At 63.7% G+C, this 26273-nt stretch carries 29 protein-coding genes; 13 read left to right on the plus strand and 16 right to left on the minus strand.

From position 1 onward, the window contains the following. The first annotated feature begins 20 nt into the window (after window positions 1-20). The 4 genes from JLZ96_RS12705 to JLZ96_RS12720 are packed head-to-tail and all read left to right on the plus strand — an operon-like array spanning window position 21 to window position 1758. Window positions 21-200 carry a hypothetical protein gene (locus tag JLZ96_RS12705; RefSeq protein WP_027495126.1) on the plus strand — a complete coding sequence of 60 codons (180 nt, stop codon included), beginning with the start codon at window positions 21-23 and terminating at the stop codon, window positions 198-200. Then, window positions 193-606 (plus strand): Asp23/Gls24 family envelope stress response protein, encoded by a 414-nt coding sequence (locus JLZ96_RS12710; protein ID WP_032370065.1) that lies wholly within the window; start codon window positions 193-195, stop codon window positions 604-606. Before JLZ96_RS12705 ends, JLZ96_RS12710 begins: the two co-directional genes overlap by 8 nt. After that, entirely contained in the window at window positions 603-1145 is a 543-nt protein-coding gene (locus JLZ96_RS12715) for a DUF6286 domain-containing protein (RefSeq protein WP_201010281.1), read from the plus strand. Before JLZ96_RS12710 ends, JLZ96_RS12715 begins: the two co-directional genes overlap by 4 nt. Before the next feature lie 13 nt (window positions 1146-1158). Further along, the gene (locus tag JLZ96_RS12720) at window positions 1159-1758 is read left to right on the plus strand and encodes a hypothetical protein (protein ID WP_201010282.1); all 600 of its coding nucleotides are present in this window, start codon (window positions 1159-1161) and stop codon (window positions 1756-1758) included. Here the strand turns inward: JLZ96_RS12720 and JLZ96_RS12725 are convergent. The 3 genes from JLZ96_RS12725 to JLZ96_RS12735 are packed head-to-tail and all read right to left on the minus strand — an operon-like array spanning window position 1751 to window position 5364. After that, entirely contained in the window at window positions 1751-2731 is a 981-nt protein-coding gene (locus JLZ96_RS12725) for an endonuclease/exonuclease/phosphatase family protein (RefSeq protein WP_201010283.1), read from the minus strand. The two genes, JLZ96_RS12720 and JLZ96_RS12725, sit on opposite strands and share 8 nt — an antisense overlap. Window positions 2732-2745: 14 nt before the next feature. Next, window positions 2746-4044: a lipase family protein gene (locus JLZ96_RS12730; protein ID WP_032407903.1), complete on the minus strand. Its 1299-nt coding sequence runs from the start codon at window positions 4042-4044 to the stop codon at window positions 2746-2748. A gap of 60 nt (window positions 4045-4104) precedes the next feature. Next, complete coding sequence (locus JLZ96_RS12735; RefSeq protein WP_201010284.1) at window positions 4105-5364, minus strand: HNH endonuclease signature motif containing protein; 1260 nt, start codon at window positions 5362-5364, stop codon at window positions 4105-4107. A gap of 161 nt (window positions 5365-5525) precedes the next feature. Between JLZ96_RS12735 and JLZ96_RS12740 the strand changes: the two genes are divergently transcribed. The 4 genes from JLZ96_RS12740 (at window position 5526) to JLZ96_RS12755 (ending at window position 9511) form a co-directional block, all read left to right on the plus strand. After that, window positions 5526-6428 (plus strand): TIGR04222 domain-containing membrane protein, encoded by a 903-nt coding sequence (locus tag JLZ96_RS12740; RefSeq protein ID WP_201010285.1) that lies wholly within the window; start codon window positions 5526-5528, stop codon window positions 6426-6428. Next, entirely contained in the window at window positions 6401-7264 is an 864-nt protein-coding gene (locus tag JLZ96_RS12745) for a DUF692 domain-containing protein (protein WP_052061625.1), read from the plus strand. Before JLZ96_RS12740 ends, JLZ96_RS12745 begins: the two co-directional genes overlap by 28 nt. Before the next feature lie 311 nt (window positions 7265-7575). Further along, a complete protein-coding gene (locus tag JLZ96_RS12750; RefSeq protein WP_052056662.1) occupies window positions 7576-8805 on the plus strand; it encodes a molybdopterin-dependent oxidoreductase in 1230 nt (409 codons plus the stop codon). 106 nt (window positions 8806-8911) lie between these two features. After that, window positions 8912-9511 (plus strand): hypothetical protein, encoded by a 600-nt coding sequence (locus JLZ96_RS12755; RefSeq protein WP_032367706.1) that lies wholly within the window; start codon window positions 8912-8914, stop codon window positions 9509-9511. Here the strand turns inward: JLZ96_RS12755 and JLZ96_RS12760 are convergent. Genes JLZ96_RS12760 through JLZ96_RS12770 form a run of 3 tightly spaced genes read right to left on the minus strand, consistent with a single transcriptional unit; the run spans window position 9508 to window position 11754 of the window. After that, window positions 9508-10269 carry a bifunctional 2-polyprenyl-6-hydroxyphenol methylase/3-demethylubiquinol 3-O-methyltransferase UbiG gene (locus JLZ96_RS12760; RefSeq protein WP_201010286.1) on the minus strand — a complete coding sequence of 254 codons (762 nt, stop codon included), beginning with the start codon at window positions 10267-10269 and terminating at the stop codon, window positions 9508-9510. The genes JLZ96_RS12755 and JLZ96_RS12760 overlap by 4 nt on opposite strands. A 27-nt stretch (window positions 10270-10296) precedes the next feature. After that, entirely contained in the window at window positions 10297-10746 is a 450-nt protein-coding gene (locus JLZ96_RS12765; RefSeq protein WP_032367705.1) for an SRPBCC family protein, read from the minus strand. Window positions 10747-10800: 54 nt separating this feature from the next. Beyond that, window positions 10801-11754 (minus strand): D-2-hydroxyacid dehydrogenase, encoded by a 954-nt coding sequence (locus JLZ96_RS12770; RefSeq protein ID WP_201010287.1) that lies wholly within the window; start codon window positions 11752-11754, stop codon window positions 10801-10803. Between the two features lie 29 nt (window positions 11755-11783). Between JLZ96_RS12770 and JLZ96_RS12775 the strand changes: the two genes are divergently transcribed. Both JLZ96_RS12775 and JLZ96_RS12780 read left to right on the plus strand, forming a co-directional pair. After that, window positions 11784-12290 carry a GNAT family N-acetyltransferase gene (locus JLZ96_RS12775; protein WP_032385185.1) on the plus strand — a complete coding sequence of 169 codons (507 nt, stop codon included), beginning with the start codon at window positions 11784-11786 and terminating at the stop codon, window positions 12288-12290. A 10-nt stretch (window positions 12291-12300) separates the two neighbouring features. Beyond that, a complete protein-coding gene (locus JLZ96_RS12780; RefSeq protein ID WP_032385186.1) occupies window positions 12301-12861 on the plus strand; it encodes a sugar O-acetyltransferase in 561 nt (186 codons plus the stop codon). Here the strand turns inward: JLZ96_RS12780 and JLZ96_RS12785 are convergent. Both JLZ96_RS12785 and JLZ96_RS12790 read right to left on the minus strand, forming a co-directional pair. Next, window positions 12853-14436: an ABC transporter permease gene (locus JLZ96_RS12785; protein ID WP_201010288.1), complete on the minus strand. Its 1584-nt coding sequence runs from the start codon at window positions 14434-14436 to the stop codon at window positions 12853-12855. The genes JLZ96_RS12780 and JLZ96_RS12785 overlap by 9 nt on opposite strands. Beyond that, the gene (locus JLZ96_RS12790) at window positions 14433-15233 is read right to left on the minus strand and encodes an ABC transporter ATP-binding protein (protein ID WP_201010289.1); all 801 of its coding nucleotides are present in this window, start codon (window positions 15231-15233) and stop codon (window positions 14433-14435) included. Before JLZ96_RS12790 ends, JLZ96_RS12785 begins: the two co-directional genes overlap by 4 nt. A gap of 35 nt (window positions 15234-15268) precedes the next feature. Between JLZ96_RS12790 and JLZ96_RS12795 the strand changes: the two genes are divergently transcribed. Together JLZ96_RS12795 and JLZ96_RS12800 are read left to right on the plus strand one after the other, a co-directional pair. Next, window positions 15269-16072, plus strand: a complete 804-nt coding sequence (locus JLZ96_RS12795) for an SDR family oxidoreductase (RefSeq protein ID WP_027495114.1) — start codon at window positions 15269-15271, stop codon at window positions 16070-16072. A gap of 32 nt (window positions 16073-16104) precedes the next feature. Continuing rightward, window positions 16105-17670, plus strand: a complete 1566-nt coding sequence (locus JLZ96_RS12800) for a Na+/H+ antiporter (RefSeq protein ID WP_201010290.1) — start codon at window positions 16105-16107, stop codon at window positions 17668-17670. Here JLZ96_RS12800 and JLZ96_RS12805 read toward each other — a convergent pair. Together JLZ96_RS12805 and JLZ96_RS12810 are read right to left on the minus strand one after the other, a co-directional pair. Then, complete coding sequence (locus JLZ96_RS12805) at window positions 17667-18449, minus strand: pirin-like bicupin family protein (protein ID WP_094651345.1); 783 nt, start codon at window positions 18447-18449, stop codon at window positions 17667-17669. The two genes, JLZ96_RS12800 and JLZ96_RS12805, sit on opposite strands and share 4 nt — an antisense overlap. A 33-nt stretch (window positions 18450-18482) precedes the next feature. Continuing rightward, window positions 18483-19007 carry a VOC family protein gene (locus JLZ96_RS12810; RefSeq protein WP_027495111.1) on the minus strand — a complete coding sequence of 175 codons (525 nt, stop codon included), beginning with the start codon at window positions 19005-19007 and terminating at the stop codon, window positions 18483-18485. Window positions 19008-19092: 85 nt separating this feature from the next. Between JLZ96_RS12810 and JLZ96_RS12815 the strand changes: the two genes are divergently transcribed. Next, a complete protein-coding gene (locus JLZ96_RS12815; RefSeq protein ID WP_027495110.1) occupies window positions 19093-19545 on the plus strand; it encodes a MarR family winged helix-turn-helix transcriptional regulator in 453 nt (150 codons plus the stop codon). On the opposite strand, the gene deoC is transcribed toward JLZ96_RS12815, so the two are convergent. Genes deoC through JLZ96_RS12845 form a run of 6 tightly spaced genes read right to left on the minus strand, consistent with a single transcriptional unit; the run spans window position 19546 to window position 26262 of the window. Beyond that, complete coding sequence (gene deoC / locus JLZ96_RS12820) at window positions 19546-20238, minus strand: deoxyribose-phosphate aldolase (RefSeq protein ID WP_094695866.1); 693 nt, start codon at window positions 20236-20238, stop codon at window positions 19546-19548. A gap of 41 nt (window positions 20239-20279) precedes the next feature. Then, the gene (locus JLZ96_RS12825) at window positions 20280-21269 is read right to left on the minus strand and encodes an ABC transporter permease (protein ID WP_032385190.1); all 990 of its coding nucleotides are present in this window, start codon (window positions 21267-21269) and stop codon (window positions 20280-20282) included. Next, on the minus strand, window positions 21262-22752 hold the full coding sequence (locus tag JLZ96_RS12830) for a sugar ABC transporter ATP-binding protein (protein ID WP_201010291.1): 1491 nt from the start codon (window positions 22750-22752) through the stop codon (window positions 21262-21264). The genes JLZ96_RS12825 and JLZ96_RS12830 overlap by 8 nt, the downstream gene beginning before the upstream one ends. Then, window positions 22749-23702 carry a sugar-binding transcriptional regulator gene (locus JLZ96_RS12835; RefSeq protein WP_032385192.1) on the minus strand — a complete coding sequence of 318 codons (954 nt, stop codon included), beginning with the start codon at window positions 23700-23702 and terminating at the stop codon, window positions 22749-22751. Before JLZ96_RS12835 ends, JLZ96_RS12830 begins: the two co-directional genes overlap by 4 nt. Beyond that, window positions 23699-25222: a ribulokinase gene (locus tag JLZ96_RS12840; RefSeq protein WP_201010292.1), complete on the minus strand. Its 1524-nt coding sequence runs from the start codon at window positions 25220-25222 to the stop codon at window positions 23699-23701. Before JLZ96_RS12840 ends, JLZ96_RS12835 begins: the two co-directional genes overlap by 4 nt. An 8-nt stretch (window positions 25223-25230) precedes the next feature. Continuing rightward, entirely contained in the window at window positions 25231-26262 is a 1032-nt protein-coding gene (locus JLZ96_RS12845) for a galactitol-1-phosphate 5-dehydrogenase (protein ID WP_201010293.1), read from the minus strand. Window positions 26263-26273 lie beyond the last annotated feature (11 nt).

The following is a 26273-nucleotide window of genomic DNA, read 5'->3' on the forward strand; positions in this document are numbered from 1 at the left end:
TCTGACTGGAGATCAAGACCATGACCACTGCAACCATCGGTTTGTTCGTGGGACTTTTGCTGGCCATCGCCGCAGCAGCCGGCGGCTTCACCGGCTTCCTCATCGCCATCGTCCTCGGCGGACTCGGTTTCTTCGTCGGCCGCTACATCGACGGTGAACTGGATCTGAACTCGATCATGCGTGGTCGCGGTCGTGACTGACACAGCAGCAGCCCCCACGACCCCAGGGACACCGGCAGCAACCCCGGGGTCACTCGCGGACCCCGGCGATCGCGGTTCCCTGGAGATCAAGCACAAGGCAGTCGAACGCCTGGCCGTTCTGGCGGCCCGCGGTACCGACTCCGTCACCGACCGCCAGCCCGGACTGCACCTCCTCGGTGGGCGTGATCTGCCGAAGGCCGATGTGACGATCACCGGCGAGCGCGTGCGAGCGAAGGTCTCCGTCGGAGTCACCTGGCCCTCGCCGTTGGCGAAAGTGGCTGCGAACGTTCGCGCCGCCGTGGCCAGAGACCTGTCCGAACTCGGTATCTACACCGTCGACCGAGTCGACGTGACGGTCGAATGCATACCGGCCGAGCCCACCAGCGAAGAAGGGAGAGTGCAGTGACAGAGCAAGCAAGCAAGAAGCCGGTGGCCAACCCCACCGCAGCTGTTCCGGCCGTCCTGTTCGCTCTCGTTCTCATCGCCGCCGGAGTCGTACTCGGCCGCGAGGCGCTGCTGAAGCTGGGCGCTCTCGACGGCTCCGAGTGGGTCGGCCCGGCCGCATCGAACCTCGACGGGCTCACCGCTCAGCAGTGGATGCTGCCCGCAGGTATCGCGGCCGTCGTCGTCGGATTCGTTCTCGTGTTCGTGGCAATTCGCCCACGTCGTCGCACCCACCGTGCTCTCAACGAGCAGGCCGTCTGGCTTCGTAAGGGCGACGTCGCTGCCGTCGCGCGATCTGCCGCCCTGGACAGTGTGGGCGTCGACACCGCGTCCGCCAAGGCAGGCAACAAGAAGGTCACCGTCGCCGTATCCACCGTGGCCGGTACCAACACCTCGGCTCTGAAGTCCGCGGTCGTGACGTCCGTGGACGACGCCCTCCGCCCACTCGCGTCGGCACCCAAGGTGCGCACCCGAGTGCGCACGACAGGACAGGCCTCATGAAAGGACAGCAGCTGTGAAACGTGCAACCGCATCGCTCGACCGCACCGGCACAGCCGTCGTCGGGCTGGCTCTGATCGCTCTCGGCGGCGGAGCCATCGCGTGGGAACGCGGCGAGCTTCCCGGCCGCGAGCGGCTGGACGCCGCGTTCGTCGACACCGCCGTCGACGCCGGTTGGTGGCCCTGGGCTCTCGGCGTAGCCGCTGTCGTGCTGATCCTGCTGGGTCTGTGGTGGTTGCTCGCGCACCTGCCGCGCCGATCGGTCGGGACCGTGGCCTTCGGATCCACGTCGGCCGAGGTCACGAACGTGGACGGAGAGCAGGTCGACGGCAGGCTCAGCGTCGACCTCGGCACCGCCGCCCGTAGTGCAGCCAAGTCGCTGGCAGGTCACGATGGAATCGTCTCGGCCTCCGGTCGCTCTGTCTCGGACAGGGGACAGCGCGTGGTCGAGATCGTCGCGACGCTCGACCCGGCCGTCACGTCCCTCGAGCAGGTCTCCGACGCCGCAGCACGGACCCGTGACGACATCGTGACCTCACTCGACGGAACTCCAGCCAAGGTGCGAATTCTGTTGCAGTGCGGCAAGTCTCGCAAGCAGTCGGCGCGCGTCAGCTGACTCCGGAGAACTCGATCTCCCCGATCAGACCGTGGTGGTCCGATCCCGGGAGGTCGATTCTTTCCAGTGATCGTGCGTGCCCGGAATTGATGAGAATGTGGTCGATGCCGACGACAGCCGGAGTGCCCTTGTCCGTGGGATAGGTCGGTATCAGCCCCATCCCCAATTGTGCTGCAGCGTCGGCATATCCGGCATCGAGTAGGTTCCTGAACTTCTTGTGCGAATACGTGGTATTGAAATCACCGCTGACGATGACGGGGCCGCTCGCAGACACCGCCTCGAGATCGCTACGGAGCGTGTCCAATTCGGCGGTCCAGATATCGGCCGGGGTGACGTATGCGGGGCCGGGATGGACGGCCAGCAGCGTCACTGGCTCCGATCCGGGAACGTCGACGGAGGTGGCCAGGTTCACGGGCCCGTAGCCGGCGAGTTCGCGGCTGTCGGACAGCGGTGTCCGACTGTAGATTCCGGCACCTCCGCCACCCGTCGGCAACGCTCGCAGGTAGCTGTACGGAAAGAGTTGCTCCATGCCGGCATCCCGTAGCCCGAGCACCGACGCATCGGTCAGCTCTTGGATCGTCACGACGTCGACGGCGTTGTCGCGTGCCGATCCGACGACGACCGACGGATCGGCGCTGCCCACCATCAGGTTGGCCTGCATCACCCGCAGCCGGACGGCATCGCCGCTCGCCTCGTCCTGGGATGCCGCGTCGGCCACGTACAGAGGTGCGTACGCCACTGCGGCTGCTGCCAACACGACCGCGGACACCGCCGCCAGAATCCATTGCCTACCGATCAGCGCGACGACGGCACCGACCACGACAGCGACGAGCATCAAGGGAACGAACGATGCCAGCGCGATCAGAACGTTGATGCGGGTGTCGGTGTAGTACGCCCCCATCGCGACGAGTCCGGTGACGATGCCCAGCGTCGCGATCGTTCCGGTGAGAATCCGTACCCAGGTTCGCTGCATCGCACCGAGAGTAGCTACGCCCTGACGCCGACGGTCAATGCTCGGACGGTTGTCCAGGTCAGAGACATCAAGCCCCGTACAGCCGCGAACGAGAACGCCGTCGACCACACCGTTCTGGTCGCCGGTTCGGCAACAGGAAGGCCGGCAAAGCGATCGGCCAGCCAGTCGAGGGTCAGGGGCGCACTGAGCGGATGCAGCGACAGGTGCTCGCTCAGCCGATCTCGCAGGTAGGTGACGTGTGCGCCGGCTTCGAGATACCGATCGACCTGGCCGTCGACGTCGTCGACGGCAATGATCTGGTCGTGCACGGCCTGCACGACCAGCAGCGGCACCGACGGCGCAGTGCGACCGGGCTGGATGTCCTGGAACACCTGCACGATCTCGGGTAGGGCGAGCAGGTCGGCGAGCGGAATGTCGATGTAGTTGTCGAGATCGTGCCGAGCCAGCCGCCTGACGGCGCGAACGGTCGTCATCGATTCGACGGAATCGAGAATGCGCATTCCGTCCTCGCTGACGTACTGACGCACCACGCGATCGAGATCGGGGTAGGTGCGTCGCAGTCCCGCGACAACAAGCGTCGGCAGAGCCGCGTGCAGCGTCGCGTTGAGCCTGGTGAACGCAGAACCCGGATCGCCGACGGGGGAGCCGAGGGCGGCACCGACGAGCTCGAGCTCCGGCGCGTATTCGGGGGCCATCTCCGCGGCCCACGACGTCGCCAGCCCGCCGCCCGAATATCCCCACAATGCGACGGGTGTGCTCTCGTGCAGCTCCAACGACTCGAACGACAGCGCCGCGCGGATCGCGTCGAGTGTGCAGAATCCTGGCTCCTGCGGCGACCCCCAATGTCCGTCCGGTCCCTCGTGGTCGGGGATCGAGATGGTCCATCCGCGGCGCAGGGCATGCAGAACCAGCAGAAACTCGAACTGGGGAACTGCGCCGAGGGCCTTCGAGCCCCGTCGAAGCGCGTAGGACGGGAAGCACGAGGACGCAACGCCGTCGATGGCGCACTGGTACGAGAGCAACACCGGTTCGGCATTCTGCGGCCGCAGCACCGTCGTCACACTGGCCTGCGGTACACCGCCCAGATCGGCGGTTCGGTACAGCAGCTGCCATGCGTCGACTCGCTGTCGCACGTGGCCGAACATCGCGACCTCGACCGGCCTCACCTTGAGGATCGTCCCCGGTAGAGCTGCTTCGTAGCCCTCGGGCGCGGCGTAGAACGGGTCGTTCTCCGGCCTGGTCGCGTCCTCACAGCTCGGCCATTTTTCCACCGGCCAGGACTGTTCGTCCGCCATCGATCTGTCGACGCTCATATCCCACCGCTTCTTGTCCGAGTCTCTTCGTCACACTAACTTGCCCTGAACGGCCCCTTTTCATGCAGCCTGCTGCCAGTTGGTGATCAGAACGTCGGTCGCGTAGCTCAGGTCGAGGCCTTCCCCGCCCCAGTTCGGGACAATGGCGTCGGGTTCGATGTGCTGATATCGCCGCCGGAGGACCTCCGCGTTTCCGGACAGCGTCGGCGCATGAACCATCTCTGCTCCCGATGGGTGCCGGAACGTGAATCGTTGGTGGCCGAGGGATTCGATGAGGAAGTAGCCGTCGTGCAGTGCTCGATGGTGTTCGCCGCACAGCAGGACCAAGTTGTCGAGCGATGTTGCACCTCCCCGCGAGCGGTAGGTGACGTGGTGAGCATGCAGAAACCGGGTGCGTCCACAGCCTGGCACCGAGCAGCATCGATCGCGAATGATCAACTGGCGCAACTGGGTTCGACTCGGAGCTTTGGCCGTGGTACTCCACCGCACAGTTTTTCCCAACCGGCCGTGACCGACGACTCGCATGACCGACGAACACAACACCTGAGCGAGAGTTTCGTCGTCGAGACCAGGTCCGTCATCGAAATGAGCATGATCGCACCCGGCTTCAGTGCTGTCTCCGAGGTGTACCAACACTTCCGCGGCAGGTGAGACGACCGGCGAATCGATGGCGTCACACACCATCTCCGCCATTGCGACGAGCGCAGGGACGGGGTTCGGCGGTGCCGGGGCCGACCGGTCACCCTCGGATTCCACCTCCGTGCGAGTGCGCTCGTACTCGGCCCTGGTCACGGCGGCCAGAAATCGCTTACCGTCCTCGGGCCGAAAGCGCGCCGTCACCACGAGCGAGCCGTCCTCGTCGTCCCAGCGCCACCGCCCCACACACGGATCGAGATCGACACCGTTGCCCCTGGTCGGCCGCATCGCCTTCTTCAGACCACGGCAGAGACGTTCGATGTGCGCGGCGGGTGCATCGAGCGCCTTCTGCAACAGTGACGCTTCGTTGTCGGCTGTTGCGACACGGGTCATCGCGCGCACCTTCGAGTACGACACCGTGCCGCTCAGGTACGCAGAGGTGATCAGGGGCAGCTCTCGCATCGCCTTGGCCACCCGTACCTGCTCACGGGCAGTGTGCAGATCGACTCCCGCGCGCCAGGACAACCAGTGCGCGCAGGACCTCGTCTCCCACGCGGCCCACCCACGTCGAGCACCGAACTCACCGACCAGGATCAGATACTGCGCAGATGCAGCCGCGATCTGGCCCGCCAGCGCGCATATCTCCGTCTCGATGTCTGCAATCTCGACCATGAATGCCCCCACTCGTCGAATGTATGTTCGACGAACAGTACGACGAGGCACCGACAAGAACGGCGAGAAACCGACGCACCCGTCCCCGCGGGGACGTCGTCGGGGTTGCTTTCTCGCCCGCGGGCCCGATACTGAGCATCAGATGCTGGATCCGACGGAAAGTGGGTGTGGCCATGAGCGGTTCGGACACCTGGGGCATCCCCAGCTCGGACTTTCTCCGCTGGTACCTGCTCGCAGCCGTTCTCGCGATACTCCTGACGATGGCGGGGAACTGGATTGCCGCTCACCGATCGACCCCGGTGACGTCGGCGGGGCGCGTGCTCACACCACCGGAGGTCGGTGTGCTCACCAGCGACTCCCAGGCGGTGATGGCGTCGTTGGCGATACTTCGCGGTGCCGAGATCATCGACTCGCAAGGAAGAAAGCGCCGCGAGCTGAGCGCCATCGAGCGGTCACAGCTGGACTGGTTCACCCGCACCGTTCTCGAACGCCTCGGTAGCGGTAAAGCACCCCTGGTTCGCTCCCGACTGGTGGCGAACATGTCGGGCACATGCGCGCAACTGCGGAGCACTCTCGTCGACGAGGGTCTGCTGCACGGCGCACGCGGCTCCGCTGTCACACGGGTATTCCCGGTGGTCTTCGTCATCGCAGTCGGAATTGCCCGCATCGTCGCCGGCACCGCGAACGGCAAGCCCGTCTGGTTTCTCGTCGCGATCGTGTTCGTCCTGTTCGCGGCCGTGCCGGTTCTGCTTCGTCGACGCCGTCGGACAGCCGCGGGAGATACCGAACTACGCCGGCTCCGCGCCGAGAACGATTACCTCTCACCCCGCGCGCGACCGTCCTTCACCGCATACGGGCCGACTCGCGCTGGAATGTCGGCAGCCATCTTCGGAGCAGGCGCCCTGCTGATGCTCGATCCAGCGATGGCCGGTGCGCTCAGCTACGGCACCGCTCAGGCCGGTGGGGCCGCGTCGTTCGGCTTCGGCGGCGACAGCGGTGGCAGCGGAGGCGACGGCGGCAGCAGCAGTTGCGGTGGCGGCGGTGGGGGATGCGGCGGCGGAGGTTGTGGAGGTTGAACGTCGACGCAGTGCCCGTGGGGCTCGGAATCGGTTGGCGCTCGGAGATATCCGGCATCGTCTCGGAACTGCCGGGGCTGGCGTTCTGCGAGGTCATCGCCGAATCGATCGGTGAGCAGGCACCCGATCGCCTCGTCGCATTGGGAGTTCCCGTCGTCGCGCACGGAATCTCGTTGTCGTTGGGCGGTGCGGAGCCGGTGGAGCAGCACCGTATCGACCGACTGGCACGAGTCGCCTCGATGCTCGGATCCCCACTGGTGAGCGAGCACATCGCCTTCGTCCGCGCCGACGGCATCGAGGCCGGTCATCTGCTTCCGGTGCCGCGCACCCACGAAGCCCTGACGGCGCTCGCGCGAAACATCGCACGAACGCAGGATGGTGTGCCGGTTCCGCTGGCGGTGGAAAACATTGCAGCCCTGTTCGATTGGCCGGAAGACCAGTTGACCGAGAGTGAGTTCCTGGCAGAACTCGTCGAGCGGACCGGCGTGAGCCTGGTGCTCGACATCGCCAACGTGTACGCGAACGCACTCAATCGGGGCCGCGACCCGTGGACCGAACTCGAACGCCTGCCGCTGGATCGAATTGCTTACTGCCACATCGCCGGTGGCACGGTCCGCGGCGGCATCTATCACGACACCCACACTGAGCCGGTGCCCGACGAAGTCCTCGAACTACTACGAACCTTTGCGACGGCTGGGCATCGCACGCCCCTGATGCTCGAACGCGACGGTCACTATCCACCCGAGGCCGAGCTTCTCGCAGAACTGGATTCGATCGCGGATGCCGCGGGACTCGATCGCATCACCGGGGTACGGACGTCCGGGTACACGAGGTGAACGACGACCTGGCTCGCCGTCAAGAAGAGTTGGTGCGCGCTCTCGTGGCAGGTGGGCCACTGCCCGCCGAATTCGATTCTGCGACAGTGGACACTGTCCGAGCGGCGTTGCTGAACAAACGAGCGGCCGAGATCGCGGCACGCTATCCGGCACTGCCCTCGGCGTTGGGCGACCGATACGAAATGCTGTTCCGCCGATGGGCGTCCAGCCGCCCCAAGGTGTCGACGGCCGAGGATGCCGAGGCCTTCTACCGAGCCATGGAACAGGAAGGGGAACTCGCCGCCACACATCCGGGACGGGTCGGGCAGCGAATGCCATACATGGCCGACGCACCCAACCCGCTCGCGCGCTTTCGCAGTCCGCTGCGCAGCACGTGGTTGACGTCGGTGTTCGGCGCGGTGCTGCTCGTTGCGCTGCCGATCGTGATTCTGACGGGCCTACTGTCCTACAGTGCGTACGGGCCGCAGTTCGGCCAGGCCAAACCAGGTGCAGTCGGGTGGTTGCGCTTACCGTTCTTCGACTGGCCGACGAACCCTGCCTGGCTGTACCAGCTGACGCAGGGCCTGCACGTCGGGCTGGGCCTGATCATCGTCCCGCTCGTCATCGCCAAGCTCTGGTCGGTGATGCCCAAGCTCGTCGAACTGCCGCCGGTGCGGTCGCCGGCACATGCACTCGAACGACTGTCGCTGCTGGCACTCGTCGGAGGCCTGCTGTTCGAGATCGTGACCGGCGTGCTGAACATCCAATACGACTACGTGTTCGGCTTCGACTTCTACGCCGCTCACTACTTCGGTGCCTGGGTGTTCATCGCCGGATTCCTGGTGCACCTCGGCCTCAAGGTGCCGCTGATGTGGCGGACCCTTCGATCGGAATCGTTGATGGACGTCCTGCGCGCCCGCAACGAAGCGCCGAGCCGGCCACACCAGACCATGAGCCGACGCGGTGCGATCGGATTGGTCGCCGCCGGAATGGGTTTCGTGGCCGTGTTGACGGTGGGGCAGACCGTCGGCGGCGTCCTACGCAAGGCAGCGATTCTCCTTCCGCGGGGGCGTTCGTACGGCGACGGGCCCAACGACTTTCAGATCAATCGCACTGCCGAGGCGGCCGGAGTCACCGAAGAACAGACGGGCGCAGACTGGACGCTGTCCGTCGAAAGTACTTCGGAGAACATGGAACCGGTGGTGCTCTCCCGCGGCAGGCTGCTGTCGATGACTCAGCACACCGCCGAACTTCCCATCGCCTGTGTCGAAGGATGGTCGACCACGCAGAGTTGGACGGGCGTTCCGTTGGCCGAACTCGCAGCATTGGCAGGGGTACCCGCACCCAGGTCCGCGGAAGTCATCTCGATAGAACAGGGTGGCCCATTCGGTCGTGCTGTGCTGCAGGGTAATCAAGCGCTCCATCCCGATTCACTGTTGGCATTGAAAGTCAACGGCGTCGATCTCTCGCTCGATCACGGCTACCCGGCACGCGTCATCGTTCCCGCGCTTCCCGGTGTGCACAACACCAAGTGGGTGGCGCGCATCGTGTTCCGTTCGTGACTTTGCAAAACCGCCCGGATGGTCGAGAATCTTTCATCGGTGGCCCGCGGGGCTGCCGACGAAGGAATGCTCCTTCGCCTGGACGAGTCCAAAAGGTCATGCCACGATGCACGCACTATCTCGAGGCCTTCTCGCCGCGGGTGCAGCCCTCACGCTGATGCTCGCCGCGGGCTGTTCGTCGTCCGACGCCGGCACCGCCGTTGCCGCAGACACCACCGCCTCCAGCAGCTCCGCAGCCCCCACCACCACCGACAACGTGTCCGGCCAGGAAGGCATCGACGCCGGTGGCTCCACCGACATCGACGTCGAGATCGGCCAGTGCGTCAAGCTCGGTGGCACGATGACGGCCGCCGAAATCGACAACGCCGAATGCGGCAGCATGGAGTCCAACTACAAGGTCATCGCCAAAGCCGCAGAGAACGAGCAGTGCCCCACCGACGTCAATCAGACGTACTACGAGACTCTGAACGGTGTCGAGCAGGGCGCACTGTGCCTCGACGTCGACTGGGTGATCGACGGCTGCATGAGCGTGCCGAGTACCGGAATGGACGAGCCCGCCCGCGTCGATTGCGCAGACCCCAGCGCGACGAGCGTGGAGAAGGTCACCGAGATCAAGACCGGTACCGCGGACCCCAACGACTGCCCCGAAGGCGGATTCGCCTACGAAGCACGGCAATTCGTCGTCTGCACCACGACGGTGGCTTAGCCTCGAGTCGCCGTCATCATCTGCGTGACGTACTGATAATCCAGCTGGCCGTGGCTGTCGATAGCCGCATGAACCGCTCGGAGCACTTCCTGCCGACGTGTGTCGGTGAGAATCAAGTGACTCGAATATGTAGCGGCCATCGCGCAGAATTCGTCCGCGGAGTAACGCTGAACCCACTCGTACGTCGACGTGGACCAGGGGCCGAAGCCGGCCGCGGGGGGTACCGCGGTCGCGGATTGCACGCCGAGGGAGTGCGCCAACAGCGGTGCGGCGTCCGGCTCGGTGGCGATGTACGCAGCGCGTACCGACTCCCACACCGGGCCGTCGAGCTGACCGGGCATGTTCCACCACAACCGAAGTGATCCCCCGGGCACCAACGCACGAGCCGCCACCGCGGCTCCTCGATCGGGGTCGACCCAGTGCCACGCTTGAGCGGCCACAACGACGTCGAACGATGAAGGCGCACCGACGAAGTCCTCGAACCGGGAGACCCGAACATCGACGTCCATGTTCTCGGTGCGGCGTCGGATCACCTCGGCCATACCCGAATCCGGCTCGACCGCAACCACCGAAGCGCCGCGTTCGGCCAACGCGACGGTGGCTTTTCCGGTGCCGGCTCCCGCTTCCAACACGCGGGTCGCACTGCCGGCAAGAACATCCGTGTACAGCGCCGCCGGGTATCCAGGGCGAGCCCGGTCGTACTCCTCGGCGACTCTGCCGAAGCTCAATCCGCGGGGTCGTTCCGGCTGGTCCGTCACGTTAGCGAGAGTACCGATTATGCGGGACTACCGATGTTCGGCCGATTCCAGTTGCGACCGCAATGTGGACTCGGTGTGCCGAATCGCCTGCCCGACGACGGGCTCCACAACGGCCCCGAGAACTTTACCGGCGATGCCCCCGGGCAGGCTGTAACGGAAAATGACGTCGAGACGGGTCCGGCCTTCATCCAGGTCCGTGAAAGACCAGGTCGAGGAGTTGGACAGGCCTTCGACCGATTCGAGCGTGAGTCGCTCGTTCTCGACCCATTCGGTGACGCGCACGATCGAATTCAACGACTTGGGGCCGATCTGCATGGTTGCGTCGTACGTCGCCCCGAGACCGGAGGTGGTCTCGCTCCTCGGCTCGAACCGCGTGATCCCGAACATCCACCGCGGGACGTTTCGATAGTCGTCGAGGTAGGCGAAAGCCGCATCGCGGGGTGTCGACGCGACCGCCGAATGGTTTATCTCACGCATTCCACCGACACTAATACACGCGACGGCGTGTTACACATAGATTGACGTCGGCTTCTACCGGCGGACGTAGCCCGCCTGCTTGTCCACCACATTGACCAGGGACTCGTTCCGCCGGTACCTATCGAGATTGTCCTCGAACAGCGTCCACAGCCGATCGGCGAAGTCGTCGGCGTCACCGGCCAGATGCGCCGTCAGAATCACGTTGTCGAGCTCCCACAGCGGACTCGACGCCGGGAGTGGCTCGACCTCGAAGACATCCAACACAGCCCATCCGATCGCCCCGGAATTCAACGCCTCGCACAAGGCCTGTTCGTCGACAACGGGCCCACGGGCGATGTTGACCAGCCCCGCGTCGTGACGCATCGCCCCGAGGACCTCTGCATTCACGAGCCCGCGGGTCTTCTCGGTCAGCGGCGCGGACAGCACCACCACGTCGTATTCACCTGCGTAGGACGGTAACTCGTACACCGAACGAATTCTCTCGAACTCCGCATCTCCCGGCCGCTCGGATGTGCCGGCCGCGTCGACACGCATGCCGAGTGCCCCGAGAACGCGACCGATGGCGCGGCCGATCGAACCCGGACCGACGACCAGCACCCTCCGATTGTGGATTCCACTGGTGAGGCGATGTTCCCAGACCCGTTCACATTGTCGCCGAAGCGCTTCGGGCAGCTTCTTCATCGACGCCAGAACGCCTGCAGCGACGTATTCGGCGATCGCACGGTCGAGAATGCCGCCGGAGTTGGTCAGCACCCACGGACTGTCCCGCAGCACCGGATCCAGCACCCGATCGACCCCGGCGCTCGACACATGAATCCAGCGAAGCTTGTCGGCGTGCGGCCACACATTCTGCAGGTCGATTGCCTCGAACGTGCGAAACAGTAGAACCTCCGCCCACGACACCGCATCGACGAGTTCGGGGATCGTGCAACTGCGGAAGTCGACTCCGCCAATCGACGGGAAGGCCTTTCGGTCCGAATCACTTTCGACCACAAGCACGTTCACCATAGGACTCGTCACCTCCGTACGATGGCAGGGTGCTCACCGTAGAACTCGCGTCTGCCGCCGACGCAGCAACGATACTCGACCTCCGGCACGCCGCCGAGGACTGGTTGGCCGCCCGGCGAATCGCTCAGTGGGCACCGCGCGAGGTACCGCTGTCGACTGTTGCGGCCCAGATCGAGGCAGGGCAGTTCCACATCGCCCGACGCCACCCCGCTGGCCCGATTGTCGGAGCCCTACGACTGATCTGGGCCGATCCAGCCATCTGGCCGGAGCCGGACAACGACGCAGGCTACGTGCACGGACTCGTGATCGACAGAAGCGAAGCCGGTACGGGACTGGGGACGTCGCTGCTCGAGTGGGCGTCGCAGCGGACCCGACAGGAAGGCCGAGGGCTGCTACGGCTGGACTGCGCCGAGACCAACACTGATCTACGCAACTACTACGTTCGGCAGGGTTTCCAGAACGTCGGCCGTCGCGACTTCGAGGGTGGCAGTTCGTGGTTCAGCGTGGCGCTGTTCGAGAAGCCGACCGCTCGATAGTGTCGGGTCCATGAGCGAGAATCGGGACCGGATGTTGCGCGGCGAACTCTATCGAGACAATGATCCCGACCTGGTGGCGTCTCGGGTGTCGTGCGGAAAGCTGCTCGACAGATTCAACGCAACCGAGGCGGACCAGGACGCAGAAAGACGTGAACTGCTCGGCGAACTACTTGGTTCCATCGGAGCAGACTCGTGGATCATGCCGCGCTTCCAATGCGACTACGGCACATACATTTCCATCGGGTCCAACAGCTTTCTGAACTACGACGCAATCCTGTTGGACTGTGCTCCGATCACGATCGGGAACGATGTCTCGATCGGTCCACGTGCGCAACTACTGACGGCGCTGCATCCCATGGAGGACCACGATGCTCGTCGATCTCGTTGGGAGAGCGCCCTTCCCATCACTATCGGAGACAATGTCTGGCTCGGCGGAGGCGTCATCGTCTGTCCCGGAGTGACGATCGGAGAGAACTCGGTGATCGGAGCCGGAAGTGTCGTCACCCGCGACGTACCGCCGCATACGTTCGCTGCAGGGAACCCGTGTCGGGCGATCCGCGCACTACCGTGAGATCACCGAGTTCAGGATTCTGTCGGAGTCACGAACCAGCGTGCCGACTGCCATTCGCGCGCCCCACCACATCCCCAGCCAGCCGATCGCTACGGCCACCAGGATGGACAGATACGCCCACGCTCCCGGAAGGAGCAGTGCGAGAAGCAGTGCGGGCACGACCGACACGGCCAGGACCACTATCCCGAGGATGAGGAAGACGAATGCATTTCCTGTGAACGACCCCCGTGTGTTCATCGAGAACGACTTTGTAGCTTCGGGCACCGGGTAGGCACCGCGTACGGAGTTCACGGCCGTCAGACCGGCGCTGACTCCGAGCATCGAGATCGTCACAGCGACAGGGATCTCCCATCGGTCGAGCCCGAGATCGCTGAACACTCGAACCACCACGACCGGCACGATCGCGAAGGGAGTCGCGACCAGCAACCAGGCGATCTGCCGACCACGGATGTCGTCGGGGAGGGCCTGCGGAATCATCACCAGGTGCCACATCGAACCACCGTCGAGACCGTACGAATTCGATCCTGCACCCATCGCCATGAAGATCGCGATCCACGCGCCCCAGGCTGCGCTGAACGGAATCGAGTCGGTCACCAGCGGGCCGATGCCGGCCAGCACTGCGAAAATCAGCACCGACAGCAGCTGACTCCGACGACGCATGTCACCGCGCCACAGAGACAGCTCGCGCGTCACTACCGCGCCGACGCGCGTTGCCCGCCACCCTGTTGCACCGTCGCGTCCCTTCTCTACCGTCTGCTTGCGGGTCGATCCCGACGACGTCGAGACCCGTCCCTCGAAGTGGCGTAGAACCAGTCGCTGCCAGGCCCACACCAGTGCGACGTCCAGCAGCAGCAATCCCACCACCGCGCCGATCGCCAACAGCCAATTGCCCTCCAGCACAGCATCGACGCCGGTGATACCCCAGCCGAAGGGAATCGAATGGGCCAGTGTCAGCGGCCACGTCACCTCACCCGACAGCACACGATCCAGATTCTGCGTGATGGGGAACTGCAGGAAGTACAGGCCTCCGAAGACAGCGCCGAACGCCAGCAACGCGAACTCGCGGCTGCGGCGACTCTTGAGTAGTTGCGACATGGCCAGCGTCACCACCCGTGACAGCGTCACGAAGAACACCACCGTCGCGGGCCAGGCCACCAGAGCCAGAGGCACTGCTGCCACCGACCGGGACGCGGCGTAAATCGGAATGGACGCCGCCGCAACGATCGTCAGCGGAACCACCATGCCGATCACCGACGTGGTCAGCAGTGCACGGGCCAGTCGCGCAGGATCGACGGACAGCAATTGGAAGTGGCGGGGCTGGATGTTGTCGTCGGAGATACCCGACAGCACCGGGAAGAGCACCCAACTCAGGCCCGTCAGGGTCAGTCCGAGGCTTGCGGTGCCGCCCACCAATACCTGCGACGCGTCGGTTCGGGCCGCCATCACGCATGCGAGAACCGCGAGGGCCAGCCCCAGCAACCCGAACACGGTCTTGACCACTGCTTGTCCGCCCTTGAACTGCCTGCGGTAGAGCGTGATTCGCATCTGCAGGACGGTGCGACCGACCGACTTCACGAGCGCATCCAGGACAAGCCGTCCGGGTTCTGGTCTCGGGATCCGATGAGGCGCACGAAGGCATCGTCCAGGGTCCCGCCGGCGCGGACGTCGTCGACCGTTCCCGCCGCCACGACTCGACCGCCGGTGATGACACCGACGTGGGAGCACAGCCGTTCCACGAGGGCCATGACGTGACTGGACAGGATCACCGAGCCACCGGAGCGAACAAACTGAATCAGGATGTTGCGGATCGTCGTGGACGAGATGGGATCGACGGCTTCGAAGGGCTCGTCCAACACCAAGAGGCGAGGCCCGTGCAACAGCGCCGAGGCCAATCCGATCTTCTTGGTCATTCCGGCGGAATAGTCGGCGATGACGGTTCCGCCTGCATCGGCCAGACCCAACGCGTTCAGCAGCTCGTCGCGACGCTGCGCGATGACGTCCTCCGGCATCGCGCGCAGTCGACCGATATAGGTCAGGAGCTCGTGGCCGGTGAACTGGGAAGGCAATGTCAGTCCGTCGGGTAGCACGCCGAGCAGCTCCTTCGCCGCGATCGGATCGGCCCAGACGTCACGCCCGAAAACGAGGCTTCGGCCGTACTGCGGTCTGAGCAGCCCGACCGCCATGGACAGACATGTCGTCTTACCAGCACCGTTGGGGCCGACCAACCCGAACATCGACCCGGGCGGAACCATCAACGACAGGTCGTCGACCGCAATCTTCGGGCCGAAGGCCATGCACATGTGCTCGAGCAGCAAAGCGGGAGGATTCGTTTGCACGGGTAACAGACTAACCGGTATGGGCGTTTTCGTCATGCGCTACGAACCGACTGCACCGGTACCATCTGGGCATGAATCGCACCGCAGTGGTCACCGGAGCTTCGTCGGGCATCGGAAGGGCCGTCGCGTCGGCGCTGGTCGCCCGCGGCTACCGAGTTATCGGCACTTCTCGGAATCCGGATTCGATGACCTCCGATCAACGGGCAGCAGGCGTCGAGTATCGCGCTCTCGATCTCACCGATTCCGCGTCGATCACCGCATTCGTGACCGAACTCGGCGCCGTCGATGTTCTGGTCAACAATGCCGGAGAGAGCCAGTCCGGGCCCTTCGAGGAACTGCCGACCGACGCCATCGAGCGATTGTTCCAATTGAACGTGTTCGGCGCAGTGACGCTGTCGCAGAACGTCATTCCCGGCATGCGTGAGCGCGGGTACGGCCGCATCGTCATGGTCGGGTCGATGCTTGCGAGCTTTCCGCTCGCCTACCGCTCCTCGTACGCGTCGACGAAAGCAGCCATCAAGGGCTTCTCCGACGCCGCGCGACTGGAACTCTCTCCGTTCGGCGTGTGGATGACCACCGTGGAGCCTGGATCGATCAACACCGGAATCAGCGAACGACGCACCAAGTACATCGCCGCGGATTCGGTCCACCGAGACGACTTCCACACAGCGATCTCGTCATTGGATCGAAAGGAGGGAACCGGAATCTCCGCCGAGGACGTCGCCGAAGTAGTACTGAAGGCCATCGAGGCCGACAAGCCGAAACCCTTGTACGCCAGAGGAAGCAACGCACCGGTCGTGTTTCTGGCGCGACGGTTGCTGCCGGCGACATTCATGGAGAAGACGATTGCGAAGATGTTCGGGTTGAAGAGATAGTTTGAACCCCTGACCTGGTGGAATACAGCCGGGTGATAGAAACTCTGGGCCTGGTCCTGGCGGCGACGGGTCTGATCGTCGCCGCGCAGGTGATCTCGAAGAAGACGGCGCTGCCCGCGGCAGCGTTGTTGACCTTGGCCGGCCTGGCCGTCTCGGCGTCGGCGTTGCCCGACATCGTTCTCGACCCCGAAGTCGTGCTGACCCTGGTGATCCCGCCGTTGCTCTACAGCGCTGCGCTGAACTCCTCGTTGATCGCGATCCGCCGCAACGTCTGGACGATCCTGAGTCTGTCGGTCGCCCTCGTGGTGGCCACGGCTGCCCTCGTGGGCGTCGGCATGTGGTTGCTCGTTCCGGGCATCACCCTGGCCGCCGGTATGGCGCTCGGTGCCGCTGTTGCGCCGCCGGACCCGGTCGCCGCCCTTGCGGTTGGTCGTCGCGCCGGTATCCCACCGAAACTCGTCACCCTCATCGAAGGTGAGGGACTGCTGAACGACGCGACGGCGCTGACGATGCTGACCGTCGCGATCGCCGCAATATCCAGTCAGGACATGACCTTCGTCCACGCGGGTGGGTTGTTCGTGTTGGCTGCGGCCGGCGGAATCGTCGTCGGATTGGTCGTCGCCCTGCTGATTCGCCTCGTACAGCGCTACGTTCACGATTCGCTGCTGCTCAACATCGTGTCGCTGGCGACGCCGTTCGTGGCGTACCTGGCGGCAGAGGAAGTTCACGCCTCGGGTGTTCTCGCCGTGGTCGTCGCGGCTCTGGTGATCGGGCACCACACCCGCCACGCCATCTCCGGGGCCAGCCGACTGCAGACCAGCGCTGTGTGGCGACTGATCGATCTGCTGCTGGAGGGATTCGTTTTTCTGCTCATCGGTGAGCAGTTGCCCACCGTGGTCGGCGGCCTTTCGGCCTACTCGGGAACGACCATCGCTCTCGCGGTCACGGTCACTCTGGCCGGCGTGCTCCTGCTGCGCCCGCTGTGGTTGCTCACGACCGGGCTGTCCCCACGCGAGGCGGTGGTGATGAGCTGGGCCGGCACCCGCGGCGTCATCACCGTCGCCGCGGTGTTCACGCTCCCTCTGACGATCGACTTGGGCGAGCCGTTCGAGAGCCGAGACCTGTTGCTGTTCTGCGCATTTCTCGTCGTGCTGGTGACGGTCCTTGGACAGGGCATCACGTTCGCTCCACTGGTGCGCAAGCTGAACGTCGTCGCGGACCCCGCCGCAGAGGCGCGTCTGCGAAACGAAGCACGTGAGGGATCGGCCAAAGCTGCACTGTCACAGCTTGATCGCATCGCCGACGAAGAGAACCTCGACGACGAGGGCCGGGAGATCCTGCGGAGCGAGCTCGAGCATCGCATCGACCGCTACCACCGTCGACTCGATCATCTCGACGAGACGGACGTCGGCGACGCGGTCATCTCACCGGAACAGATTGCTGCGATGAGTACGCGCCGCCGAATCCTCGATGTGGAGCGAGAAGAGTTGCTCTGCTGGCGCGATGCCGGCCGGCTACCGGACAACAGCATGCGCAGCCTCGAACACGAACTCGACCACGAGGAGCATTCGTTCCGCCCACACCGAGAGACCGATTAACCGGCGATCGCGGCGTGCATCTCCCAGACGATCACTTCGGCGCCACTGGAAGTGCTCAGTTTCTGACCGCCGCCTCCGCTGACGCGCACGGCGTCGCCCTGCGCGAGGGGTCCGACTCCCTCGAGCATCGCCTCACCCTCGGCCACGAAGATGTGCACGAACGGTGCATCGGGAATCTCCACCGGAGCCTGCCCGGGCTGTAGGCGCGCCACGTGCATGGCGGCGTACTTGTTCTTGATGCGAATGGCGGCGTGATCGGCATGGTCGGGCATGCCGGATGCGACGGGAACCAGACCGCCGCTGAGCAATTCGTTGTCGATCTCGAGCTGTTCGTAGCCCGGGGTGATGCCCTGCTCGTCGGGCACGACCCACATCTGAACGAAGCGCACAGGATTGCCGTGCTTGCCCGAGTACGAGCCGGCAGTATCGCCGAGTCGCCACGAATCGTTCTTCTCCGAGTGCAGAATTCCGGTGCCCGCACTCATGCGCTGTGCGAGGCCGGGGTAGATGACTCCGGAGTGGCCCATCGAATCCTGGTGCACCAGCGATCCCTGCAGAACCCAGGTGATGATCTCCATGTCGCGGTGCGGGTGGGTATCGAATCCCATTCCCGGGGTGACGATGTCGTCGTTGTTGACCATGAGGACGCCGTGGTGGGTGTTACTGCGATCGAAGTGGTTGCCGAACGAGAAGGAATGCTTGGAGTCCAGCCAGCCGATCTTGGTCTTGAATCGGTCGTCGGCGCGGCGGAGGTCGAGTGTGGTTGCTGCAGAGGTCATATCATTGCCTCGAATCTCGAAGTAGGTGGGTTCTCAGAGAACGTGCGAGCCGTACATCTCACCGAGCGGATCGGCGATCAGTTCGAGCCGTGCACCGTCGGGGTCGCGGAAGTAGAGCGAGACCTCGCTGTGCTCGATCAATTCGATTCCCGCGTCGATCAGCTTGGTGCGCAGGTGCTCCCAGCGGGTGGGCTCGACACTGATGGCCACGTGGTGCAGACCGCCCAGCACCTCCGCGTACGGGCCGACGTCGAGTCCGGGGAAGTCGAAGAAGGCCAGCAGGTTGCTGTTGCCGATGTCGAAGAAGAAGTGCGACGAACCCGGGTAGTCACGGTTCTCGATGAGCTCGGTCAGAGGGAACTCGAGCAGGTCTTGATAGAACCGCACGGTCGCCTCGACATCGCTGCTGACCAATGCCGTGTGATGAAGTCCGCGGGCAGACGACGCCGGACGCTCGCCTGCAGGCTTCATGTACTGCTGACGGATGCGGTCCCGCTGCTCGGCGTGCTCCTGCGCGCGGCGTGTCTCGTCTGCAGTCAGTTCGTTGGTTTCGGTCATCGCTTCGGCCTCCGGTCAGGTAGTTGCTTCGTCAACTACCGAGAACAGTACACCGGTTAGTTGCGTTGTCAACTAGCATGGGGGCATGGACTCACCACGGTGGCTCGGTGCCGACGAACAGCAGGCCTGGCGCGCATACCTCGATGCGACGCGGCTGCTGCTTCGCGACCTCGACAATCAACTCACACGCGACTCCGGGATCTCCTTCACCGACTTCGAGCTGCTGGTCGTACTGTCCGAGGCACCCGACCGTCGCCGACGAATGAGCGAACTGGCCGACGCCGTCACCACGACTCGTAGCGGCGTCACCAGAGCCATCAGCCGACTCGTCGACAACGGCTGGGTCACACGCGTCAAATGCGACGACGACAAGCGAGGAATGTCCGCCGAACTCACCGAAGCAGGCATGAACACCCTCGCCGCCGCCAGCCCGGGACACGTCGAGGCAGTACGAGAGAAAATGTTCGATCTGGTTGACCCGAACGATCTCGCGGCTTTGACGCGAACTTTCACGGCAATGCGGAATCACGCGTCGTGATCAGTATCCGGCGGTAGCTTCGGTGTTCGACGCACCGGAGAGCACCGCTTCCGACCCCGACACGCCCAGCCGGGTCGCACCGGCCGCAATCATCGCCACTGCGTCGTCGTAGCTACGGATTCCTCCCGACGCCTTGACCCCCAACTTGCCCTGCACGGTGTCGGACATCAGGGCTACCGCATGCGCCGATGCTCCACCGGTGGGATGAAAGCCCGTCGACGTTTTGACGAAATCTGCGTCGGCGGCGACAGCGGCTCGGCACGCCCTGACGATCTGGTCATCTGTAAGCGCGGCCGACTCGATGATCACCTTGAGAACTGCAGGCCGCTCGACCGCAGCGCGCACGGCGGCGATATCGGCTTCGATCGCATCGAAGCGGCCCTCCTTGGCTGCGCCGATGTCGATGACCATGTCGATCTCGTCGGCCCCTTGGCTCACTGCGAGCCGGGCCTCCGCGGCCTTCACCACCGTTGCATGTTTTCCGCTCGGAAAGCCGCACACCACGGCTACTTTCACATTGGAGCCCGCAGGCAACTCGATCGGAAGCATCGACGGGGATACGCACACTGAATACGTTCCCAATCTCGCAGCGTCGGCGACGGTGGCCGCAACGTCTGCAGCGGTCGCTTCCGGCTTGAGCAGAGTGTGGTCGATGTAGCGGGCAAGTTGTGCGGGTGAAATCGGAGACGGCATAGGAACTTCCTTGTCGAGTAACGAGAATGGTGTGGACGGAACTAGCGACTGCCGCGCCTGTCCAGGACGTGGTTGAGGATGAGGGCGGCCACAAGGATGAGGCCCGTGACGAGCATCTGAAAGAACGAGCTCAATCCCATGAGGTTGAACAGGTTTCGCAACACCGAGAGCAGCAGTACGGCTACGAAGGTTCCGAAGATGCTGCCCTTGCCGCCGAACAGACTGGTCCCGCCCAACACCACCGCTGCGATGGCGTCCAATTCGAGTCCCTGGTTGGCGGTCGGTTGCCCGATGGTCAGTCGGGCGGTCAGCAGAATGCCGGCGAAGGCGGCGAGCGAACCCGAGATCACGTACACGCTGACCAAGATCTTCTTGACCGGAAGTCCGGACAACCGCGCCGCGTCCTTGTTGCTTCCGACGGCGTAGATGTACTCGCCGTATGTTGTCTTGTTCAATACGATGCCGGCGACAATGGCCACCACGATGAAGATGATTCCGACCGTGGGGATGGGCCCGACCGAGCCGGCCCCCAGAAAGCGAAGTCCCATAGGGATTTCCGATGTTGTCGGAGTTCCGTTGGTGGTCAGGTACGTCAGTCCACGCACCGATTGGAGGGCAGCGAGAGTCACCATGAACGCCGGCAGCATCAGATAGGCGCTCAAACTTCCCACGATACCGCCGGAGACCGCTCCCGCCAGCACAGCGAGCAGCAACGCGACGGGCCAGGCGATTCCCATCCCGATGAAGATGGCCACCAGCATTCCTGCCAGTGCCGCAACACTTCCCACCGACAGATCGATGCCTGCCGTCAGAATCACCAAGGTCATTCCGATGGCCACGATGCCGGTCAACGACGACTGCTGCAGCAGATTGGCCAGATTCTGCGACGTCAAGAACTGTGGTGCCACGAGTGAGGCAACGACGAACAGCGCCGCGAAGATGAACAGAAGATTGAACTTGACGATGATGTTCTGCCGGTGCTGCTTCTGCGTCGACAGTGTTTCGGCGACGGCGACAGATGTATCAGACATTGCTTTCGATGCTTCCTGTGACGACCATTCGTGCGATATCGGCCGATGGGGTTGTGTGGGGGTCGTACTGGGCTACGTTCCTGCCTTCGTGCAGAACCCAGACGGTGTTGCAGTTTTCGGTCAGCTCCGACAGTTCACTGCTCGCCATCAGCACTCCGACTCCGGAATCGGCAAGTGCTCGAACCTGCTCGAACAGGTCCGCTTTCGCACCGATGTCGAGACCACGAGTCGGCTCGTCGAGCAGCAGCAGCGAGATACCGCGGGCCATCCATTTGGCCAGTACCACCTTCTGTTGGTTTCCGCCCGAAAGCTGCCCCACTGCTTGAGTTTCGGACGCGAACTTCACGCCCAATTTCTGCAGGGGTTCGCGGGCCACTGAAGCGGCGCGTCCGGAAGGATTGATGCCGAACAGTTTCAAGGCTGCCAATCCGGCATTGCGAACCACCGACATTTCAAGCAACAGACCCTGCTTCTTACGGTCCTCGGGAACGAGTCCGATGCCCAACCGAACTGCTCGCTGCGGATTCATCGACGTGAACTGCGTCCCGTGCAACGTCATGTCCAGTTCTGCTGAATTGTCGCCGAACACGGCGGACAGCAGCGTGGAGCGGCCCGCGCCGCCCAATCCTGCGAGACCCACGATTTCCCCTGGGCGAACAGAGATTCCTCGAATGTCGAGAACGCCGGGGATGGTGGCCTGGTCGATGCTCAAAAGCTGCCCGGAACCGGTGAACGGACCGCGAGTGGTGCCTGCAGAATCCACTGCCCGTCCGATCATCGCGTCGACCATCCGGGCCTTGGATGTACTGGCGACATCGAACACTTCTACCGTCGAACCGTCGCGCATGACCGTCGCCCGGTGTCCGATCTCCTTGATCTCGTCGAGTCGGTGCGAGATGTAGACGACCGATTTCCCTTCTGCCACCAGTTCGCGAATCACGTCGAACACCGCAGACAGATCATGATCCGTCAGTGTCGCCGACGGCTCGTCCATCACGATGATCCGCGCGGAGGTGGTCAGCGCGCGCGCAATGGCGGTGAGTTGCTGGTCCGACACCGACAGCGCACCCACGGTCGCGGTGGGCGCGAACTTTCCTCCGACCCGCGCAATGGCGTCGGCGGCGGCAGCATTGCGGGCCTTGTTGTCGACGAAAATTCCCCGTGTCGGGGCATGTCCGAGGAACAGATTCTGCGCCACCGTCAGGTCGGGAACCAGATCGAGTTCCTGGTAGATCGTGCTGATTCCGGCCTTGACCCCGTCCAGGGGGCTGGAGAAGTTCATCGGCTCACCGTCGACGGTGATGGTGCCGCCGTCGGGACGGTAGGAGCCGGACAAGATCTTCATCATCGTGCTCTTGCCTGCACCGTTCTCCCCGAGCAGGCAGTGAACCTCGCCCTTGGCCACCTCGAGCGTGGCCTTGTTGCAGGCCAACGTTCCCGGGAACTCTTTGACGATGTTCTCCATACGCAGTGCTGCGTTCATAGCTTTCTCTCCAGAACTGTGCGTGCGGTCTCTTCGTCCGTGATCAGGACCGAACACAGACCGTTTCTCAATGCGCCCGCAACGACATCGACCTTGCGCAGCCCGGCTGCGACGGCCACCGAGCAACGGGCAGCTCGCAGGTCGTCGAGTGAGAGGCCCATCGTGCGAGATTCCAGGTCGGTATCGGCGAGTGTGCCGTCGGGAGTGATGTAGTGCGCCAGAACGTCACCGCAGGCACCTGCCGATTGCAGACGTTGCAGCTCGTCCGAGCTGATCGCTCCGCTCTGCACCAGAACAGAATTGGCATCGAGCGCACCCAGCGAGAACAGCAGGACATCAGCTGCACGCCCTTTGTCGAGTACCTCACGCATGAACGGCTCACTGTCCAGTGCACGCTTGGTGGACACCTGCTCCACGATCGCCGGTACCGGCAACAGGACTGCATGCCCGTGGGCACTGTGCGCGATGCTCGTCGCCACGTTGGCAGCGGTCGTCGGCTTGATCGAGCGACTGATGCTGCCGTTGATCTGAATGACTTCCACGCCGTCACTCCAGCCCGAGGGAAGCGCAGCGGCAATGTCCTGCATCGTGTTTCCCCACGACACACCGAGAGTACGAACCTGAGGTCCCCTGCCCTGCAGGTAATCGGCAGCAGCCTTCGCCACCTGTGCTCGCTGATCCGAGAGATCTGCGTGAGTCCGCACCACGATGCACTCGGTCAGGTCGAACCGCCTTGACAATTCCAACTCGAGGGTCGACTGCCGCGCCTGGGGATGAACGATCTGAATGCGGACGATTCCACACCTGCGAGCCTCGTCGAGCAATCGACCGATCTTCCATCGGGTCAGATGCAGCTGTCGACCGATGTCGTCCTGAGTTCGGTTCTGTTCGTAGTAGAGCTGTGCCACTTCGAGCAACAGCGCGTCATGTTCCTTGTCCGGTGTCGTCATCGCTTCTCCAATGCGATCACCGATCGATGCATGACGGGCTTGAGAACCGAGGTCAGCTCGACATAGCTCGCGTACGTCTGTTCGTAATGCTCGTGTAAAGCAGCGTCGGGCACCAACGTCGTTGTGCGAGGGCTGAACAGAGCCGCGCCCTCGTCCAGAGATCCGACGAGGCCGGCGGCTCGGGCGGCGATGACCGCACAGGCACGCAGCGTCAGATTGTCGCTCAGAACCATCTCGGTCTCGATTCCCAGTACGTCCGTCGTGATCTGCTGCCACAACCGATTCCTGTGCATTCCACCCGAGAACACCAGCCGATCGCACGAAATGCTCCCGCGTGCAAACGAATCGAGTACCGACTTGGTTCCACATGCAACCGCCTCAACGGCCGCTCGGTACAACTCTTCCCGGGTGGTCCCGAGCGTCAGACCGACGACTGCCCCGCGCAGCCGGGCGTCCCGATGCGGTGTTCGGTTACCCATGAAGAAGTCGAGCGCCAGCAACCCGTGGCTTCTCGGATCTACGGCAGCAGCGCCATCGATGAGAGAACCGATCTGCTCCCTCGGCACACCCATGATTCCCTCACCGACCCACTTGAGAATGGATCCACTCGTGATCTGGCCACCTTCCACCAGCCACTTGTCCTGACGGAGGGCGTGGGGGTACGGGCCCCACACTTCACCGGTGTCACACGGATCGTCGATCTCGGTGATGATCGCCGTGGAGGTACCCGAGACCAACGACACCAGGCCCTCGGGCTTGCCGCCACATGCCAGCAGCGAGACGTGTGCGTCGATGCCACCCACCCCGACGACGGCGTCAGATGAGATTCCCAATTCTTCTGCAGCACAGGCACGAACCACTCCGGCACTCGATCCGACCGGAAGGATCGTATCGGGCAGCTTTCCAGTCAGCTCCCCGACTCCGAGTGCGTCGTACAGCTCCTGCGGGACCCTGCCGGCGACCGAGTCGTAGTTGTACTTGCAGACGGCGTTCATCTGCGACCCGACCCACCGGCCGGTCAACTTGAAGGTGATGAAGTCGATGGCCTCGACGATCCGAGCTGCTCGGTGAAAAGTATCCGGTTCGCACTGCTGCAGCCACATGGCCTTGGGAAGCAACCACTCGGTCGCATCGGACCCGCCCGACCACTTCAGAATGGGATGGTCAGCTACGAACGTGGCAGTCAGATCCGATTGTGCAGAGGCTCTGGAGTCCATCCACAGGATCGCCGGGCGCAGTGCATTCCCGGCCTCGTCGACAACGGCGACAGTCGACGCTGTCGTCGACGATGCCACCGCCAGCACAGGGCCTGCAGCAACGCATTCGGGCTGCGCCAGCAACTCACGCGTAGCGCCGACACAGGCACCCCACCAGTCCGAGGGATTCTGCTCGGCCCAACCGGGCCGAGGAAAGACCGTCGGGTAGGGCCGATGAACGGAGCCGAGAGCGACTCCATCATCGGTGAATGCTCCTACCCGAGCGCCCTCGGTGCCGAGATCGAGGCTCAGCAATATTCCCATGATATGTATCAGCTTTCGTTGGGCATGAAGATGACCTTGGAGCTGAAGACAGACCGGTCACCGAGCGCTTTCATCATGTCGGGCAGCTCCGAAAGCGGCAGTTGATGGGTGATCATGAACTCCCACTTCAGCGAACCGTCGGCCAATTTCTGTGCAGCGGTGTGCCATTCGGATCCGGGGAACGGAGCGGAGAACGAGTTCCACGAACCGTGCAAGCTGGTTTCCTGCCGAAGGAAGTTGTTGAACGTCTCCTTCTCCAGCGTCACCGGTGCATGCGGGATGCCGATGAACGTTGCATGCCCTTGCGGTCCGGTGAGTGCGGCTGCCAGGTCGACTGTCGAAGCGACACCGGCGGATTCGAGAACGATGTCGAATCCACGACCACCGAGTTCGCGAGCCTCGTCGGCGGACTGCACTGCATGGGTAGCACCGGCTTCGAGTGCCATCGCCGCCTTCTCGGGACTCAGATCCAGTGCCACAACCTGGCTGGCACCAGCCATTCTCGCCCACTGAATACCGAAGAGGCCGATTGGGCCGGCACCGATGACCAGGACGCGATGTCCGGTCCGCAGGTTGGTCTTCCACAGTGCGTGCAGTGCGATGGCGGCGGGATCGAGCATCGCTGCCGCCCGCGGATCGATCCCGTCGGGCATCTTCATCAGATTGCCGACAGGAGATGTCACATACTGCGCATACGCTCCGTCGCAACGACTCCCGAAGTAGTCGTAGTCCTCGCACAAGCCGAACTCACCTTTGAGGCAGTACTCGCATTTGTAGCACGGGATGAGAGGCGGGACAGAGACGAGGTCGCCCACCTCGAAGCCGGTCACCCCATCACCGAGAACTGCGATGTGAGCGGAGAACTCGTGCCCACAGATGATCGGCATCTTGTAGCCACCGTTGCGCAACATTCGGGGAATGTCGGACCCGCACACTCCGCACGCCGCGACCTCGAGCAAGACCTCTCCGCCCTTGGGCTCGGGTACAGCGACCTGCTCGACTCGAATATCACCTGGCGCATACATCACGGCAGCAGTCATCTGCTGGGGAA

The organism is Rhodococcus sp. NKCM2511 (genome assembly GCF_014905595.1).
Classification (GTDB): domain Bacteria; phylum Actinomycetota; class Actinomycetes; order Mycobacteriales; family Mycobacteriaceae; genus Rhodococcoides; species Rhodococcoides fascians.

Bases quoted from the DNA above. Each gene is read 5' to 3' on its own strand.
- JLZ96_RS12705 (WP_027495126.1), top strand. From the start codon at position 21: ATGACCACTGCAACCATCGGTTTGTTCGTGGGACTTTTGCTGGCCATC.
- JLZ96_RS12725 (WP_201010283.1), bottom strand. From the start codon at position 2,731: ATGCAGCGAACCTGGGTACGGATTCTCACCGGAACGATCGCGACGCTG.
- JLZ96_RS12730 (WP_032407903.1), bottom strand. From the start codon at position 4,044: ATGAGCGTCGACAGATCGATGGCGGACGAACAGTCCTGGCCGGTGGAA.
- JLZ96_RS12740 (WP_201010285.1), top strand. From the start codon at position 5,526: ATGAGCGGTTCGGACACCTGGGGCATCCCCAGCTCGGACTTTCTCCGC.
- JLZ96_RS12745 (WP_052061625.1), top strand. From the start codon at position 6,401: ATGCGGCGGCGGAGGTTGTGGAGGTTGAACGTCGACGCAGTGCCCGTG.
- JLZ96_RS12750 (WP_052056662.1), top strand. From the start codon at position 7,576: ATGCCATACATGGCCGACGCACCCAACCCGCTCGCGCGCTTTCGCAGT.
- JLZ96_RS12755 (WP_032367706.1), top strand. From the start codon at position 8,912: ATGCACGCACTATCTCGAGGCCTTCTCGCCGCGGGTGCAGCCCTCACG.
- JLZ96_RS12765 (WP_032367705.1), bottom strand. From the start codon at position 10,746: ATGCGTGAGATAAACCATTCGGCGGTCGCGTCGACACCCCGCGATGCG.
- JLZ96_RS12770 (WP_201010287.1), bottom strand. From the start codon at position 11,754: ATGGTGAACGTGCTTGTGGTCGAAAGTGATTCGGACCGAAAGGCCTTC.
- JLZ96_RS12780 (WP_032385186.1), top strand. From the start codon at position 12,301: ATGAGCGAGAATCGGGACCGGATGTTGCGCGGCGAACTCTATCGAGAC.
- JLZ96_RS12790 (WP_201010289.1), bottom strand. From the start codon at position 15,233: ATGACGAAAACGCCCATACCGGTTAGTCTGTTACCCGTGCAAACGAAT.
- JLZ96_RS12795 (WP_027495114.1), top strand. From the start codon at position 15,269: ATGAATCGCACCGCAGTGGTCACCGGAGCTTCGTCGGGCATCGGAAGG.
- JLZ96_RS12805 (WP_094651345.1), bottom strand. From the start codon at position 18,449: ATGACCTCTGCAGCAACCACACTCGACCTCCGCCGCGCCGACGACCGA.
- JLZ96_RS12810 (WP_027495111.1), bottom strand. From the start codon at position 19,007: ATGACCGAAACCAACGAACTGACTGCAGACGAGACACGCCGCGCGCAG.
- JLZ96_RS12815 (WP_027495110.1), top strand. From the start codon at position 19,093: ATGGACTCACCACGGTGGCTCGGTGCCGACGAACAGCAGGCCTGGCGC.
- deoC (WP_094695866.1), bottom strand. From the start codon at position 20,238: ATGCCGTCTCCGATTTCACCCGCACAACTTGCCCGCTACATCGACCAC.
- JLZ96_RS12825 (WP_032385190.1), bottom strand. From the start codon at position 21,269: ATGTCTGATACATCTGTCGCCGTCGCCGAAACACTGTCGACGCAGAAG.
- JLZ96_RS12830 (WP_201010291.1), bottom strand. From the start codon at position 22,752: ATGAACGCAGCACTGCGTATGGAGAACATCGTCAAAGAGTTCCCGGGA.
- JLZ96_RS12835 (WP_032385192.1), bottom strand. From the start codon at position 23,702: ATGACGACACCGGACAAGGAACATGACGCGCTGTTGCTCGAAGTGGCA.
- JLZ96_RS12840 (WP_201010292.1), bottom strand. From the start codon at position 25,222: ATGGGAATATTGCTGAGCCTCGATCTCGGCACCGAGGGCGCTCGGGTA.
- JLZ96_RS12845 (WP_201010293.1), bottom strand. From the start codon at position 26,262: ATGACTGCTGCCGTGATGTATGCGCCAGGTGATATTCGAGTCGAGCAG.